We start from the raw sequence: 15,460 nt of genomic DNA, 5'->3' as shown, positions 1-15,460 counted from the left end.
TCGGCCAAAATGCGCAAGCCCGTTTCGGCTCACATGATCCTTTGAACGCACATGGTCACCGTGCGCGTTTGCACAGCAAAAGCCCTCCCCTACCTGTGGATCACCGATATCACATGCCCTCAACTTCTGAAAGGCGAGTCGCGATGCGTCTGAGAACCGGATGGTCCTCGTTGTTTTTCAAACATCGCCTGAAGGCGTTCCGCGTGAAGCAGAAGTTCGTCCACCGCCTCCAACTCCTGCTCGCTCTGTTCCCGCAGCACCCTCAGCACATCCTGCATTTGAGCTACGGTCTGCTGCACTTTCGCCAACACATTGGACATCCAACGCGACGACTCGGCCATCCGCTCAGACCAGGTCCACAGCTCTCGAGCGACCGAGGCGAGCATGTCGTCGTCAAGATGATGACGGCTAATTTCCACACTCACCGCGACCGCCATTTTCCGCAGAGCGCTCGATGCGCTGGAAACGGTTTGGCCACCTTCTCGCACGGAGACAGCGAGAGGAGCGAGCCTTTCCCACACGGACCAGAGGTCTTGCAGGGTGGCCTCCACCTCGCGGCGGCACTCGAACACAGGTTCAAGAACCGTCAACAAGTCCCACACGGCTTCGTCAAATGCTCGACGGTCTGCGGAAGGTTCCATGCCCATCCCGCTCCTTGGGCCGACGTGTCTTCTTGTTCTGAATTCTCCACTTTTTAATCAGTTCCTTCTTCCCGCGAGCCGTCGCTTACGTCCCGTTCCTTCTGCTCGTGCTGCTCTGAAATGGCCGCATCCAAGCGCTTGATCAGCCGCTCAAGCTGCAGCAGCTTCCCCTCAATGCGGTGAAGGTGGCTCTGCATATCGTCGATTTCCTGTTCAGCCTTGTAGTTAATCGCGAAGTCGATGATGGCTTCATGCTTGTCTCGCGCAGCCTGACGGTTCTGACTCATCATGATGATGGGCGCCTGAAAGGCGGCGAGAAACGATAGGCACAAGTTCAAGAGAATAAACGGCGGCGGATCGAAGTGAAGTGATCTCGTGCCCGGTACGGCATTCCACACCATCCATGCAACAAGTAGCGTCGCGAACATGATGATGAAAGCCCAACTGCCTCCGAACGCCGCCATCCGATCCGCCAGCTTGTCCGACCACTTGGTCTTGCGCTGATACTCCTCATCCAACATGGAGAGGATGTGCTCTTCATATAGATTGACCAATCGAGCGATCCGCTTTGCGTCACCTTCGTTAATCGGAATATCAAACCCCTCGAGATTGGTCGTATCCTCGTCGTCCGATCCCGAGTACACGTAATAGTACCGCTTGGCCATGCGCCTCACCTCCATCTTTGCGACCGCACCTTGCGGCGCCATGGAGCATAAAGTGTCCGCTTGCCCTCCATATATTGATCAAGCGTCTTGCGATGCAACTGTCGGACCCACCGCTCTTTCTCAGACTCCCAGTACTGCAACACATCTTGCTGGCTCTGCAGCCGCTGTGTCCACGCAATGGCACTTCGACTATAACGATTTCCTGATTTCACGATCTGCAAATGGACCGCGGGCCAAGCTTCGTCCGCCGAGCGCATCCAAAGCAGGCGACCCTTCACGCCGGCGGTGCCGCAGAACTGGTATCCGAAATTCTCCAAATCATGCCACTCCTCATGGTGCAAGGCAGACCGCCGCAACAATACCAAGATGTCAATCGCATCGTTGGCGATCGCGCCCTCGATGGTGGTTGTGCCGATGTGTCGGATCGAACAGTACACCCGCCGGTGAAACACTCTCGAAATTTGCTCTCGTTCGCGTTCAAATGCCAGAAGGTGGCGCGTACTGACTTCCGTGAGCGAAACGGGTACGCGACATGCGCGGGGCGGGCGAAAGCCGAATTGTCTGCGAATGAGCGCGAGTCCTATCCAGCACAGCAATGCGACGAACGATGCCACCGTCAGCACGCCGGCGATGAAGGTGTTCTGGGTAGACAGCCACGTCACCCAAGCATCGTATAGCGTATGCACGGCCATCACGAGCAGGATGCGCCCGGTGAGGATGGCCATGATCGCCAGAACGAGGCCCAAGCAGCTGAACATATACCACGCTTGCAGGCGCTCATGAGCGAATTCCAGGATATGCCCGCTGCCAAAGGCCAGAGCGCTGAGCAGAATGGCCACAAACAGCGTCCCGAGCCGCACGGCTGGCACGTTCCACCAACGCCGCAGGATCATGCGGAGAATGGCGATCACGGCAATCACGCAGCTCCAACGCCACATCTCTTCAAGACCAGCCACCACGCTCACGGCGTAGTCAACCCATGTCACATGCGACGCCACGTTGGTCTGGTTGAAACGCAGGGCCACGCTCGCCGCATCCGCAGTCAATTCTAAACAGCCCATGAATGCAAAAGGAGTCCAAACGTACAAGTAGCATCGCGTGGCCATACGTGCAAGAGGACGCCGCATGAGGATGCGGGAGCGCAGAGGATCCCACGTGTGAAACAGCGCACGGCGAAGGGAGGGCAATAGCACCAACAAACTCAAGGCGCTGAGCCCGAGATATGTCTCGGCAATCCACAGCACCTGTCCTCCGTCAAACAGATTGGCGAACGTCGAGAATGCGGCAAAAACCAGTGCATATCCCACCTGCCACGCGCGCATCTCCGCGACCAAACGTTCGCACAGCTCGTATAGGCGAGTCACCCAGTCAGCCTCCACCCTCCCTCGCAGCGCGAGGGAGGTTTAGCCAGTCTCTGGTCTACATTATACAGGAGCCCTCATGCACATGTCGCCTATCGTCTCATGGGTCCAAGCGCCGTCTTGGTTTAAAGGTCTCGCAGCAGGTCTCACTGGACGATCGAGCTTGGCTCAACCGCTCGGCGACGGCAAAATCCTGGCCGAATTCTTCTCGAAACGACGATTTTTCAGCTTGCCCCACAGAAACCATGATGGATGGAGCCGCGCACTCGTCGCCTTCGTGCCAAAACAGGCAGTTTGACACGGTGCATTTCACATCGATCTTCATGTTTCATCCCTCCCAGTGGATTTCACACGTAGTCTGGGGCGTCTGGCCGGGGTATCATCCGAAAAGTGATTTACAGGCGTTCCACTTCAACGCCTTCGCCGCGAAAATGAGGCGTTCAAAACTTTTCGGATCAGGACGCTTGACATGCCGACTGCAGGGTGTATAATAGCCTCAACACCGAACTCCATACGATGGAAGTCTGGATCTTTGAAGCCGATCGTGCGGCCTCAACGGGTCGAGCGGTTGGTTTTTTCGTTCAGCGTCAACGCACGGGAGTTCGGAATCTAAAGCAAGTGCTTCTGGTAAGCACCATGGAGGAATTTCGGATGTACGAAGGTACAGTCAAGTGGTTCAATTCGGAGAAGGGCTACGGTTTCATTCAGGTGGAGAACGGGGACGACGTGTTCGTTCACTACAGCGCCATCCAAGGCCATGGCTTTAAGACGCTGGACGAAGGGCAACGCGTGACGTTCGACATCGTTGAGGGGCCCAAGGGTCCTCAGGCAGCGAATGTCGTGAAATATTAATCAACGGCTCAAAAGCCCATGTTGCGACATGGGCTTTTTTTATGTCATCATTTTGGCATCGGACAGGAGACTCGCCCCGATGCGAGAAGTGAGGAGAATGAGCCGATGATCACGATGTTGCTCGGCATTGTGGCCGGCATGATCGGCGTGTTAGAAACACTGCTCGATGTGGTCTCTCAGCAAGGTTACACACCCAGCGCCGATTGGCATGCGTACGGCGCCATCGCGGTATCTGCGGTCGGCATCGTGATTTCGCTGTTTGCCAGGCGTCACCCGAAAAGCGCAGGCGCCCTGCTTTACGCGTGCGGCGTGCTCGGGTTTCTCTTTGCGAAGTGGTCGTATATTCCTCCCGGGATTGTGTTCTTCATCGCAGCGACCATTGCGGTCTTTTTCGACATGCGCGAGCAAGCGTCCTAAAGCACTGCGCTCAGATACAAACAGGCGGCTGCACCCAGCCGCCTGTTCTCATTACCAGCCCCAAGACAGTTGAACCGCGATGCTCGTGCCGTTTCCCATCGGAATGTCGATGGACCAACGATGGTGCCCCTGCGGCCACACGAACTGAGTCCACCCAGATGAATCGCCCGGAATCGAAATCGACCAGGTGGTCTGGCTGGGCAAACCGCCGCCCCCACTCCCCACGCTCCAATTCTGCCCGGCTGGGAACGGGAATCCCGATGCCCCGGGAAATGGCGTGGACGTGCCCGTCGAAGTCGTCCAGCCACCGCTCGCACCGGGCCAAGTCTGGGATGACGCTTCGGCATAAGTTGTGGTCGTAAAGGATTCGCCGTCCGACCCGATGGACGATGGCGCGATGCGAATATCCCCATTGACGTCCACCATGGCAACCGGCTGAACCTCATTCGAAGACGCGTTCAGAGGCTGCCCATTCACTGTCGCGTTTGTGAACTGCACCGCACTGGAATCGGCGAGCGGGTACAACCCTCCCCGCATGGTGGAAGGATCTTCGCTGATCCATTCAGCCGAAGTGCCGATGTTTTCCGCGTACACGTTGGATAGATTCACCGAGATGCTCTTGGAAAGCGTTTGGCCTGATGGCGTCAACGCTTGCAAGCTCAACACCCAGGTGGAGCCGCTTTCCGCTCGAATGGACGCGGAGATTTGGGACCCGGTCGGCACGGTCATCACCGTATTTGCAGCAGCAGGTAGCTTCTCCCAGAAGACTTGCACCTGCGTCTGACCATTTTCGATCTGTTCCAACGTCCCAATCTGCAACAAATCCTGCGTCTGCACACCTCCGAGGCCAATCCACTGTGCGGCCATCGCGCCGTCGCGGCCTGTGAGGCTCGGGACCGTCCAGCTTCCCGTCACGCTCGTGTATGGCTGCGATCCGGCCGGCGTGTCAATGTAACCACCCCAGTTTTCCGAGGTCTGCGTGCCCGTCGGCAAAGTCGTCTCCGTCGCGAGCACCACGTCCCCAGACTGTGCAGTTGCGCCGTGGACCACATGGGCGTGCGTCCAAGCCGCGCCGACGCCCCCGAAAATCACGAGGGCCCCCATCCACCGCCACCGGCGCGGCCTCCGAGAAGCGCCTTTCTTTGCCCCCATGGTTCACATCTCCCTCGAAACATTGTCATCAGTTCGTTGGTTCCTTCAGCTTCAGTCTAAACCGTCTTCCTTGAAAATTGCTAGAACCAAGAGTCATTCGAGGCTCCGGCGAACGTTATGTGCATAACGTAGAAGGATTCTAACCGTTTTTGTTGAAAACGTTTTAATCGTGATGACCATGAGAGGAGGATCCGAAGCACATGAAATACCGTCAATTGTCCAATGGCATTCGAATCTCTGAGATCACGTTCGGCTGCTGGGAACTGGGTGGTGGTCAGTGGGAGAAAAAGGATGATGAGGTCAACATTCAAGCTCTGCAGCGCGCGTTTGAGCTCGGCATCCAGTCGTTCGACACAGCAGAAGGATATGGGCAGGGACACTCTGAAGAACTGGTGGGACTGGCGCTCGAAGGGGTGCGAAAGGAGTGCGTGATCGCTACCAAGGTTTCTCCCAGCCACCTCCGTAGAGACGACATTCTCCGCGTCGCCGAACAAAGCCTCAAACGTTTGCGAACAGACTACATCGATATTTATTACGTTCATTGGCCGAATCACGACATTCCTCTGTCGGAAACCATGTCCACCTTCGCCGAGTTGCGAGACGAGGGCGTGATCCGCAGTGTCGCGGTGTCAAATTTCTCGCGCGACCTGCTCGAAGCTGCGATGAGCTACACCACCGTCGACTGCATTCAGCCAGAATACAGTCTCTTGGAGCGCCGCATCGAAGCCGACGTGCTCCCGTATTGTCTCGATCACGGCATTGGGGTGCTCACGTACTCGTCCGTGGCAAAGGGCATCCTGACGGGGGCTTATCATCTCGATGGCGTGGCGCTTTCGCCGAACGATTTTCGCCAGGGACGCCGCCTGTTCAAGCCTGAGCACCTCGAAGCAGAGACACCTCTTGTCTGTTGCGTCAAACGAATCGCGGATCGCCATGGGGTGAAGCCGGCCGAGGTGGCCATCGCGTGGATTCTTCAACAACCCGGCATCACGAGCGCAATCGTCGGGACGCAAAACATCGCACATCTCGAGGAAAACGTGCGAGCCGTCGACCTCGGCCTGAGCGAAGACGAGCTGCGCGAGCTGGACGACGTGAGTCGCAGCGTGTTGGCTCACATCGACGGACCGACCGAGAACTCACGCTAGGTGGCGGACCAGCCAAAGCCATCCATACATGCTCGCCAACACCGACAGGAGCGTGGGCCACGTGAACGCAAGTCCCGCCCGCATGAAGTCGGGCACGGTGACCCGTACACCGCGAGACTCCAGGACGTGTAGCCAGAGCAATGTGGCCAGCGAACCGATGGGCGTCATCTTCGGCCCGAGATCGCACCCGACCACGTTCGCGAGTGCAAGCGCCACCTGATCGGAAGTGGGTAAACCAGTGTGTTGGATGGCGAGCAGGCCGAGCATCACGCTGGGCAAATTGTTGGTCACACAGGACAAACAGGCCGACAGCACACCCATGGCCATCACGCCCCAGAAAAGTCCCGCGTGTACCGTGAACTGCACAAGGTGGGTCAGCCAATTAATTAGATGGGCGCGTTCCAGCCCGTACACCACCAGATACATGCCGACGGAGAACACGACGATCGACCACGGCGCTTCCCGCAGGACGCGCCGTGGGTTCGCCGTCCGCGTTCGCCAACCCGCGACGAGAAACGCAATCGCTACGGTGCCTTCGACGGCCGACACCGGCACGTGCGCAATTTCGCTTGCAACGTAGCCCAGCGTCATCACAGCTAGCATGCACCAGGAAAAGATAAACATAGACCGATCGCGGATCGCTGTGGAAGGGGCAGGCAGAACATCTGCATCGTACGTATCTGGGATTTGGCGGCGAAAATACAGATACGTGACAGCAAGACTCGCCCCGAACGACACCAGGTCCGGGACAACCATACGCAGCGCGTACCGCAAGAAGCCCAGGTGATAGTAATCGGCAGAGATAATATTGACGAGATTGCTGATGACAAGCGGGATGGACGTGGAGTCCGCGATGAAGCCTCCTGCGAGCAAAAACGGAACCATTTGCCGAGCGGAAAATTGCAATCTCTTCATTTTCTCCAGGACGATGGGCGTCAAAATCAGCGCGGCGCCGTCGTTCGAAAAGAATGCCGAAACCATGAATCCAAGTGCCAGAATCAAAACAAATGCGAGACGCCCCCGGCCCCCGGCCCTGTGCGCGATGGTCAAGGCGGCCCACTCGAAGAATCCCGAGGCGTCTAGCACGCTGGACACCACCAGAATGCCTACGAACGTGAGCGTGGCGTCCCAGACGATGTTCCACACGGTCCACACGTCGTGCAGCCCAACCACCCCAGCGGCCAGGGCCAAGAGCGCGCCAATAAGCGCGCTCCACCCGACAGGAAGGCCCCAGGGGCGCCACACCACCAGCACCAAGGTCAGGAGAAAAATCGCCAGTGCCATGACCACCACGTGTATCCATCAACTCCTTAGCGTGCGCCCTCGAGGCTTGGCGCATGACCATAGACCGGGACAGGCCCGCGTGTGGGTGCAGCCCAGCGACAAGCGTTTACAATCACCCGCTGAATGTTCGCATCGTGATAGGTCGGATAGGTCTCGTGGCCAGGTCGGAAGTAAAAGATTTTCCCACGGCCTCTCCGGTACGTAACGCCTGAGCGAAACACGTCTCCTCCCGAAAACCACGACAGGAACACGATCTCGTCAGGCACCGGAACGTCGAAGTGTTCACCGTACGTTTCCTCGCGAGGAAGTTCGAAATACGGCGGCAATCCATCGGCGATGGGATGCGTCGGATCGATGATGAACAGGCGCTCCTTCTCGTCTTCTTCGCGCCAGCGGAGGTCACAGGACGTGCCCATCAGTCCTCGGAACACCTTCGAAAAGTGCCCAGAGTGCAACACGACAAGTCCCATCCCGGCTTGCACGCGGCGGATCACGCGATCCACGACGGCGTCTTGCACCTCGTGATGCGCTACATGCCCCCACCACACGAGCACGTCGGTATCATTCAGCACATCCTCTGTCAGGCCGTGATCCGGCTCATCCAGCGTCGCGGTGCGAACTTGCATTCCGGCGTCGGATAGCGGTTTCGCAATGGCCGCGTGAATCCCATCCGGGTACACCTCGCGGACGACCTCATCTCTCTGCTCATGGCGGAACTCATTCCAGACGGTCACTCGAATCTCGTTCAATTTGGAAGCCCTCCCTTGAAGCATACCCTCCCCATGATACAAAAACCCGGATCTCCGGACAAAGCCACGAAGTCCCAGCAGCAACTGCGGCGAGCGAAAATAAAAAGGACAGCCGGCCCAAACCAGGCTGTCCCAAACGCTCGCACAGAGCGATCACTCGCTCGGCTTCGCCAATGAGGCGATGAGAAACACGATGCCAAACAGCAAACAAAGTACGCCCCACCAGAGATCGATGTTCGTGTGCAAGCTAGGCGTGTGCGGGTCGGCCACGGCGCCATACACGCCGAGCACGACGCCGTACACGATGAACAGGATGCCGATCATGAACCGTAGGTCCAAGAAGCGATTCATTTCATCATCATCTCCCCCGGGATGGATCACCAGAACGCGATATTCAGGCCCACCAGGATCACGAACACGATGGCCGCCAGGTAGCCCGGGCGCTTATACCACGGATAGCCGCTGTAGTCGGGGCGCTTGCTGAGACCATACACCAGGCCCTCCAGCTCTTCCGGGCGCTTGCTCTTGGTTACGAGGCTGACCAGCACTGTCACGGCCACCGTGATCACCCAAGCCCACCATGCACGCCAGAAGTTTCCTGCATCCGGACTCGAGAACATATGCGCTGGAAGGAAGAAGTACATGGCAAACGCACTGGCGATACCTGCGAGCAGTCCCCAGAAGCCGCCCCAGGGCGTGGCCTTTTTCCAGAACATCCCCAACAAGAACGTCGCGAACAGCGGCGCGTTGAAGAACGAGAACAGGGTCTGCATGTAGTCCATAACGCTCGGAAAACCGGCCGCAAAGTAGGCGGTGCCAATACTGATGATAACGCCAACAATGACGGCCCAGCGACCCATGTTCACATAGTGCTTGTCCGGCGCATCCTTCTTAATGTATGCCTGGTAAATGTCATACGTCCAAACCGTCGTAAACGCGGTGACGTTACCAGCCATTCCGCTCATAAAACTGGCCAACATCGCGGTCAGACCGAGGCCGAGCATGCCAGGCGGATAGTATTTGGCGATGAGCAACGGTAACGCCAGATTGTAGCTCATGTTTGGCGTGTGCCCGATCTTCGGGAACAGCGCAAGCGCGATCAACCCTGGAATGATGACGAGAATCGGCACGATCATCTTGAAAAAGGCTGCGTAAATCGGCGTCAATTGAGCCGCACGCAAGTCTTTTGCCGCGAGCGTTCGCTGAACGACCAGAAAGTCTGTCGTCCAGTACCCAAATGAGAGCACGAAGCCGAGGCCGAGCACCACACCGAGCCAGCCAATTCCCATCGGGTTGTGCGAAGGAGAACCGAGGTTTGCCCACAGATGCCCGAACCCTGCTGGCAGCCGGGACATCATTCCCTGCCATCCGCCCAGATTGTGCAATCCGATGAGCGGAATCGGCAGCAGACCAGCCCAGATTAAGAAGAACTGCACGACTTCGTTGAAGATGGAAGACGTCAGACCGCCCAAGCCCACGTAAATCAGGACCACAAGCGCCGACACGAGAACGCTGGTGTCAAAGGACCAACCAATCAGGATTTGGAAGATCAATGCCATGGAATACAGACTGATGCCCGAAGTCAAAACGGTCATCACGGCAAACGCGATGGCATTCAGCGCGCGAGTCGCCTCATTGTACCGGAGTTTCAAGAACTCAGGTACCGAGCGCACCTTCGAGACATAGTAAAACGGCATCATGTACAGGCCGAGAAACAGCATGGCCGGGATCGCGCCGATCCAGTAAAAGTGAGTCGTGAGCATGCCATATTCGGCGCCGCTCGCGGTCATGCCGAGAATCTCGAGCGCCCCGAGGTTGGCGGATAGAAACGCCAAACCGGTAATCCAGGCCGGGATGGAGCGGCCAGACAAAAAGAAATCCTCTCCAGTGCGAACGCGGTTACGAAGGACGAATCCGACGCCGAGGACAAAAGCGAAGTAGACCAGAATGATGATGTAGTCCACGGCGTTCGCATGAAATAGCGCGTGCACCCGATGCACCTCCTAAAACTGACTTTGTTCAGATAGCGATTTCAAGTCGCCTCCATGGACTCGTGACCACACCTCATCGTCGGGTCCACACATGTCAGTATGCGCCCGGCCATGGCAGCCCATGTGCGTGCTCATCGCTATCCTTGTGAACACCTCGACAGCGACATTGCCATCGCGCGACCGCCTCCGAATATAGCAATTTGAACAAAGAAAGACAAGCGACGACGCGACTTTGAACACGTTTGAAAGGACGTGACAAGTGGAGCCGCGGGCGCTGGGTCTCGATGAGGCAAACCAAGATAGTTAGTAGCGCAAATGAAAAGGGACCGGCGCTTTCACCCGGTCCCGCGTCTTGCAACTCACCCTTCAAGGCAATTGGTACCCCGCAGCGAGGTAAATTTCGTACCACTCCTGCCTTGTGAGCTGGATGTCTGCCGCTTGACACGACGCGCGCAGACGATCCACGTTCATGGTGCCGACAATGGGCTGCATCTTCGCCGGATGGCGGAGCAACCAAGCGATGGCAATGGTTACGTTCGACACGCCGTGGCGCAATGCCACCTCGTCCAGCTTCCGGTTCAACTCCGGAAACTTTGGATTGTCCAAAAAGACGCCTTCGAAGAAACCATGCAGAAACGGAGACCAAGGCTGAATCGTGATGTCGTGGATTCTGCAGTAGTCGAGCACACTTTCGTCGCGATCGACCGCCCATTCGTTTCCCATGTTGAGGTTCATGCCCTGCGCGATCATGGTGGCGTTCGTAATGCTGAGCTGCAATTGATTGGCCACAATAGGTTGATGGACAAACTTTTTCAGCAACTCAATTTGCATCGGTTTGTGATTGGAGACTCCGAAATAACGAACCTTGCCTGTCGTCTGCAGGATTTCGAACGCCTCCGCAACCTCCTCCGGCTCCACCAGCGCATCCGGCCGATGCAACAGGAGCACGTCAAGGTAATCCGTGCGCAGGCGGCGCAGGCTCCCGTCCACCGCCTCAAGAATGTGCTCCTTTGAAAAGTCGTACATCCCTTTGCGGATGCCACACTTCGATTGCAGAATGATGCGCTCGCGGACGTCGTCGTTCATGTGAATCGCCTCGGCGAATCTCGCTTCACATTCGCCGCCTCCATAGATGTCGGCGTGATCGAAAAAATTCGCGCCGAGTTCAAGCGCGGTCTGGATGTATCGCTCCGCTTCCGCTTGACTGAGGCCATTGATGCGCATGCAGCCGATACCGACGACCGGAACCTCCAGGTGAGTGCAACCAAGTGTCATGGTTCGCATCTAAACCATCCTCCTCTGTGTCCGTTCCTTCATCCGTCCTCGAGTTCATACACAGCGGGCAGGCCCTCCCGAAGGCCGCCCGCCCGACATCTAGCGCACTGAGCCCCCCGAATAGCTGAGTCTCCGGATGGCCTCGCCCGCTTGCCTCAGCTCAGGAATTGGATCTGCAAAATTGCACTCAATGGAGATGGGGCCCCGATAGTCCATGTCCCGCAGCGCCGCGAACCATTCTCGCACCGGCAGCGAGCCACTGCCCGGCCACCTCCGCTGCTCGTCCGCGACGTGCACGTAGCCGATGCAACCGCGAGCCTTGGCCAGCTCACTCACAGGCTCGCCATTTTGCACGAGATGATAGAAATCGACGAGCAGATCGACGCGATGGTGCGCGAGATCACGAATAAACGTCAGCGCTTCTTCCACCGTGTTCATGAGATTGGTCTCGGCGCGATTGAAAAATTCGAAATGCACCCACATCCCGTGCGCTGCGGCGAGATCGCCCGCCATCCGCACCACATGAGCCAGTTGCGCGCGCGCCTCGTCCGGCGGAAAACCGTCCGGCACACGGCGATTCTTGCCTGCCCCAAAGCCGACGTGTTGACCACCGAGATCGGCCATTCGCGCAAAGGCGATGGCCAAGTACCGCGCGATCTCGTCCATGTCCACGTTCGGGCCCACGATGGCCATGTCCGGCGGGAACAGGCGATTGAACGCGAGAAGCGGAACCTGGTTGCGCAGGAGTTCATCGCGCACGGCCTGCCATTCCGCGTCAGGCATCGACGGTTTCGTCACCTTCGCATTCAGTTCGGCATAGTCAAAACCGGCCTCGCGGATAAAGCGAAGCTCTCGAGGCCCCACATAACAACCCAGGAGCACGCCAGTTCCCTCCTTGTTCGAAAGCGCTTGCCCGTGGCACAAGTCTAGCTGGCTCTGCATGCGCTGGTTTCATTTCCTCTCATCCCGGGGTACAATGATTGCAGGCGATCTCGCCCCAACGAAGAAAGGAGCGTTATCACGTCATGAGCGACATTCAATACGTGATTAGCGTGATTGTCTACGACGACGGCCATTGCGACGTCATGTGGGATTCCTCTGTCCCCATGGAGCAGTGCTATGAAGCGCTCAAGGACGTCACGGATGACATGGCAAGTGCCCTTGCGCCGAAGACCCCCGCTCCCCAGAACGACAGCGGAAAGATCCTCAGGCTCAAGTGACGCGGCGACGTGACGGCGCTCCGCGCTCTCACGTCGTCTCCTTCGAGGCGTAGAGGCGCTCGATTTCTTCGGCCTCGTCAAAATCCTCAGACGTCAGACCGCCCGCATGCCAGGTCGTGAAACGCAGTGTGACATACTTGTAGTCGATTGAAATAAAGGGATGGTGGTTTCGACGCTCGGCGATCTCCGCCACTCGGTTGACGAACGACACCGCATCCGCAAACGACGAGAATCCAAATCGCTTGCGGATGAACTGATCCTCGTGCTGCCAACCGGGCAATCCCGCCAACCGTCGTTCGATCTCGTCGTGCGGCAACCTCATCCTCTCACCTCCGTTCCAAGCCATTTGGGTTCATGCACAGGAACGCCTTCAGGAGAGCCATCACGCTTACGGCGTCCGTGATGTCCCCACGCAGACACATCTGAACTGCGTCGAGCAACGGAACCCATGAGAGCGTCATCGTTTCCGTCGGTTCGCGGTCCGATTCTCCCACGGATAAGTCCCGAGCGAGAAACAGATGGGTCTCCTGCGTCGAGATGCCTGCGCTTAGATGCGCCATGCCCAGAGCCATCCACGAGCCAGCGACGATACCCGTTTCTTCACGCAATTCGCGGGCCGCAGCCTCCTCAGGAGCTTCGTCCCGAAATTGACCACTTGGAATCTGCCAAAGAAATTGATTTACCGGAAACACGAATTCGCGGAGGAGCGCCACGCGATTCTGCTCATCCACCGCCACGACGCCAGCGTTGTGCCCGGCGTCCATCACGCCATACAGGCCAGGCTGTCCATCCGGCCGAAGCACATCGTACTCGACCACCTGAATCCACGGATTGCGATATGCGATTCGCTCCGATAGGATCGTCCATTGATGCCTCCGCAACCGGCGCCCGCCCTTTCTACTTACCTCAAGGATTCGGAAATCACTGAAAAGAGTATAGCACATATCCGTCCCGGATCCGAACTGTGAGACCATCGCCAACAGCAAAAGACGCGGCCGCGAAAACCTCGCGAGCCGCGTCACAACAAGCTTTTTCAACTGGAGGCGCCGGCCGGATTCGAACCGGCGGTGAAGGTTTTGCAGACCTCTGCCTTACCACTTGGCTACGGCGCCTTGAGGCTGCACAACCCGGACAGAGACTCGCCCCGCCCGGGTTTTTGCAGCGAATGCCCTGGAGCGGAAGACGGGATTCGAACCCGCGGCCCTCGCCTTGGCAAGGCGATGCTCTACCCCTGAGCTACTTCCGCACACCTGGTGGCTCGGGACGGAATCGAACCGCCGACACGAGGATTTTCAGTCCTCTGCTCTACCGACTGAGCTACCGAGCCGCCGTACACCAGATGGTGGAGCCGATGGGACTCGAACCCACAACCCCTACGCTGCCAGCGTAGTGCTCTCCCTTTGAGCTACGGCCCCGCAACGCACGAGATTGATTATACAGTGCTTCGTGCCATCACGCAAGTCATATTTCAGGCCTTCTGTTGCGGGAAGCGCACACCAACCAATATAAAAATTCCATTTATGCATGAATTAAATCAAACTGGATATCCTATGCTCGTCACCCACAGACGGAGGAGTGGATCGTGTTGAAGCGATGGATACTGACCGCAACTGCGGCCGCTTGCCTCATTTCGGCGGGTTGGTGGCAAGTGCCCGCCCATGTGCTCGCCGCTCCGGCAATCGAATCCTCTGAGCCGAACGCGCCGGTCAACGGGCCTTCCCATCAGTTCGAAATTCACTCAAGCGTTCAGGTCTCGCGCGAGATCCTGCGAGAGGCATATGAGGCCAGCCACGATGCCTACACGAAAAAGCTGCAGAAGTACGCCAAGTGCACGGAAGCGCAGGCGCGCAAGGCCGTGGCATCCGAACACCCCGGCTGCAAGATCGAGGACATCCAGCTCCGCAACATCCGCACAAACTTAGTCTATATGGCCATCGCGCGCGACGACGAGGATAAGTACTTGGTCATTGTGGACGCGGGCAACGGGAACATCCTGCTGGATCGACGCATTCCGACGCATCACGAGCGCGTGTTTGCAGACTCCCCCGTGCCCAGCCGAAATGAATAATTGGTGCACGTAGCCGAAAAACGTACAGGGGCGCCGGTTGCATTTACCGGCGCCCCTCGTTCCGAGCGGACTCCCCTGCCTTAAAACGCGCGCACCTTTACATCGTGCACCTGTATCTGGCCTACGCCGCGAGGAAGCTCTATTGCTTCAAGGCGCTTCGCGCCCAGGTACTTCGTGATGTAGTCGCACGCCACATTCGGATCGATGCGGTCCCCGCAGGTATACACATCGATACTCGCGTAGCCATGCTCGGGAAAACTGTGAATCGTAAGATGCGACTCCGAAATGATGACGACGCCGCTGACGCCCTGCGGCGCGAACTTATGGAACGCGACTTCGCGAACCTCCGCGCCCGCCTCCAACGCCGCGGTCACCATGGCGCGCTCGATCCCGTGAACGTCGTTCAGACGCTCCGGATCACACTCCCAAAGCTCTGCAATGACGTGACGCCCCATCGTGTCCATGAAAAAAGTCCCCCTTTACAGACAAATCGGCCATGCCGTTCTTGAGAAAAAGGCATGTGGAATCGCACTTACACCACGGGGGAAAGTTAGTCCTCAGAGGTCCTAACCCTTTAAGTGTAAGTCCTCTTCCATTTGCAGTTGACTGCACTCGCCATGGCGCACGTGGACATCATGCG

The 15,460-nt window shown here is 57.6% G+C and carries 19 protein-coding genes and 4 tRNA genes; 5 read left to right on the top strand and 18 right to left on the bottom strand.

The window, feature by feature from the left end:
• Window positions 1-119: 119 nt before the first annotated feature.
• From AMA01_RS00520 to AMA01_RS00505, 4 genes are all read right to left on the bottom strand, one after another.
• The gene (locus AMA01_RS00520) at window positions 120-641 is read right to left on the bottom strand and encodes a hypothetical protein (protein ID WP_067845698.1); all 522 of its coding nucleotides are present in this window, start codon (window positions 639-641) and stop codon (window positions 120-122) included.
• 53 nt (window positions 642-694) lie between these two features.
• Complete coding sequence (locus AMA01_RS00515; protein ID WP_067846089.1) at window positions 695-1,306, bottom strand: DUF1003 domain-containing protein; 612 nt, start codon at window positions 1,304-1,306, stop codon at window positions 695-697.
• Window positions 1,307-1,311: 5 nt separating this feature from the next.
• Window positions 1,312-2,670: a GrpB family protein gene (locus tag AMA01_RS00510; protein WP_067845695.1), complete on the bottom strand. Its 1,359-nt coding sequence runs from the start codon at window positions 2,668-2,670 to the stop codon at window positions 1,312-1,314.
• Between the two features lie 97 nt (window positions 2,671-2,767).
• On the bottom strand, window positions 2,768-2,992 hold the full coding sequence (locus tag AMA01_RS00505) for a DUF1540 domain-containing protein (RefSeq protein ID WP_067845692.1): 225 nt from the start codon (window positions 2,990-2,992) through the stop codon (window positions 2,768-2,770).
• 326 nt (window positions 2,993-3,318) lie between these two features.
• On the opposite strand from AMA01_RS00505, the gene AMA01_RS00500 reads away from it, so the two are divergent.
• Together AMA01_RS00500 and AMA01_RS00495 are read left to right on the top strand one after the other, a co-directional pair.
• Complete coding sequence (locus AMA01_RS00500) at window positions 3,319-3,519, top strand: cold-shock protein (protein ID WP_008340254.1); 201 nt, start codon at window positions 3,319-3,321, stop codon at window positions 3,517-3,519.
• A 105-nt stretch (window positions 3,520-3,624) separates the two neighbouring features.
• On the top strand, window positions 3,625-3,936 hold the full coding sequence (locus AMA01_RS00495) for a hypothetical protein (RefSeq protein WP_067845689.1): 312 nt from the start codon (window positions 3,625-3,627) through the stop codon (window positions 3,934-3,936).
• A 51-nt stretch (window positions 3,937-3,987) separates the two neighbouring features.
• Here AMA01_RS00495 and AMA01_RS00490 read toward each other — a convergent pair whose 3' ends face one another.
• The gene (locus AMA01_RS00490) at window positions 3,988-5,088 is read right to left on the bottom strand and encodes a G1 family glutamic endopeptidase (RefSeq protein WP_231862758.1); all 1,101 of its coding nucleotides are present in this window, start codon (window positions 5,086-5,088) and stop codon (window positions 3,988-3,990) included.
• A 200-nt stretch (window positions 5,089-5,288) separates the two neighbouring features.
• Here AMA01_RS00490 and AMA01_RS00485 point away from each other — a divergent pair, with 200 nt between their 5' ends.
• Window positions 5,289-6,233 carry an aldo/keto reductase gene (locus AMA01_RS00485; protein WP_067845686.1) on the top strand — a complete coding sequence of 315 codons (945 nt, stop codon included), beginning with the start codon at window positions 5,289-5,291 and terminating at the stop codon, window positions 6,231-6,233.
• On the opposite strand, the gene AMA01_RS00480 is transcribed toward AMA01_RS00485, so the two are convergent.
• From AMA01_RS00480 to AMA01_RS00455, 6 genes are all read right to left on the bottom strand, one after another.
• The gene (locus tag AMA01_RS00480; RefSeq protein ID WP_195868223.1) at window positions 6,225-7,517 is read right to left on the bottom strand and encodes an arsenic transporter; all 1,293 of its coding nucleotides are present in this window, start codon (window positions 7,515-7,517) and stop codon (window positions 6,225-6,227) included. The two genes, AMA01_RS00485 and AMA01_RS00480, sit on opposite strands and share 9 nt — an antisense overlap.
• Before the next feature lie 26 nt (window positions 7,518-7,543).
• Window positions 7,544-8,266 carry a ThuA domain-containing protein gene (locus AMA01_RS00475; RefSeq protein ID WP_067845680.1) on the bottom strand — a complete coding sequence of 241 codons (723 nt, stop codon included), beginning with the start codon at window positions 8,264-8,266 and terminating at the stop codon, window positions 7,544-7,546.
• Between the two features lie 153 nt (window positions 8,267-8,419).
• On the bottom strand, window positions 8,420-8,617 hold the full coding sequence (locus tag AMA01_RS00470) for a hypothetical protein (RefSeq protein ID WP_067845677.1): 198 nt from the start codon (window positions 8,615-8,617) through the stop codon (window positions 8,420-8,422).
• Between the two features lie 26 nt (window positions 8,618-8,643).
• Window positions 8,644-10,257, bottom strand: coding sequence for a sodium:solute symporter family protein (locus tag AMA01_RS00465; protein WP_067845674.1), 1,614 nt, complete (start codon window positions 10,255-10,257; stop codon window positions 8,644-8,646).
• Window positions 10,258-10,623: 366 nt separating this feature from the next.
• Entirely contained in the window at window positions 10,624-11,541 is a 918-nt protein-coding gene (locus AMA01_RS00460) for an aldo/keto reductase (protein WP_067845671.1), read from the bottom strand.
• 90 nt (window positions 11,542-11,631) lie between these two features.
• Window positions 11,632-12,414, bottom strand: a complete 783-nt coding sequence (locus AMA01_RS00455; protein ID WP_067845668.1) for a sugar phosphate isomerase/epimerase family protein — start codon at window positions 12,412-12,414, stop codon at window positions 11,632-11,634.
• A gap of 143 nt (window positions 12,415-12,557) precedes the next feature.
• Between AMA01_RS00455 and AMA01_RS00450 the strand changes: the two genes are divergently transcribed.
• Window positions 12,558-12,752 (top strand): hypothetical protein, encoded by a 195-nt coding sequence (locus AMA01_RS00450; protein WP_067845665.1) that lies wholly within the window; start codon window positions 12,558-12,560, stop codon window positions 12,750-12,752.
• A 28-nt stretch (window positions 12,753-12,780) separates the two neighbouring features.
• On the opposite strand, the gene AMA01_RS00445 is transcribed toward AMA01_RS00450, so the two are convergent.
• From AMA01_RS00445 to AMA01_RS00420, 6 genes are all read right to left on the bottom strand, one after another.
• A complete protein-coding gene (locus AMA01_RS00445; protein ID WP_067845662.1) occupies window positions 12,781-13,074 on the bottom strand; it encodes a 4a-hydroxytetrahydrobiopterin dehydratase in 294 nt (97 codons plus the stop codon).
• A 4-nt stretch (window positions 13,075-13,078) separates the two neighbouring features.
• Entirely contained in the window at window positions 13,079-13,633 is a 555-nt protein-coding gene (locus tag AMA01_RS00440; protein ID WP_067845658.1) for an NUDIX domain-containing protein, read from the bottom strand.
• A 157-nt stretch (window positions 13,634-13,790) separates the two neighbouring features.
• A tRNA-Cys gene (locus AMA01_RS00435) sits at window positions 13,791-13,864 on the bottom strand.
• 59 nt (window positions 13,865-13,923) lie between these two features.
• Window positions 13,924-13,998, bottom strand: a tRNA-Gly gene (locus AMA01_RS00430).
• Between the two features lie 5 nt (window positions 13,999-14,003).
• Window positions 14,004-14,079: transfer RNA gene (locus tag AMA01_RS00425), tRNA-Phe, on the bottom strand.
• Window positions 14,080-14,092: 13 nt separating this feature from the next.
• Window positions 14,093-14,167, bottom strand: a tRNA-Ala gene (locus AMA01_RS00420).
• A 167-nt stretch (window positions 14,168-14,334) separates the two neighbouring features.
• On the opposite strand from AMA01_RS00420, the gene AMA01_RS00415 reads away from it, so the two are divergent.
• Window positions 14,335-14,820 carry a PepSY domain-containing protein gene (locus AMA01_RS00415; protein ID WP_231862757.1) on the top strand — a complete coding sequence of 162 codons (486 nt, stop codon included), beginning with the start codon at window positions 14,335-14,337 and terminating at the stop codon, window positions 14,818-14,820.
• Between the two features lie 80 nt (window positions 14,821-14,900).
• Here AMA01_RS00415 and speD read toward each other — a convergent pair whose 3' ends face one another.
• On the bottom strand, window positions 14,901-15,284 hold the full coding sequence (gene speD / locus AMA01_RS00410) for an adenosylmethionine decarboxylase (protein WP_008340238.1): 384 nt from the start codon (window positions 15,282-15,284) through the stop codon (window positions 14,901-14,903).
• Window positions 15,285-15,460: the final 176 nt, after the last annotated feature.

It is taken from the genome of Alicyclobacillus mali NBRC 102425 (assembly GCF_001570745.1).
Lineage (GTDB): Bacteria > Bacillota > Bacilli > Alicyclobacillales > Alicyclobacillaceae > Alicyclobacillus > Alicyclobacillus mali.
The sequence above is the reverse complement of the archived record's forward strand: the minus strand, read 5'-3'. Positions and strand labels throughout refer to the sequence as shown.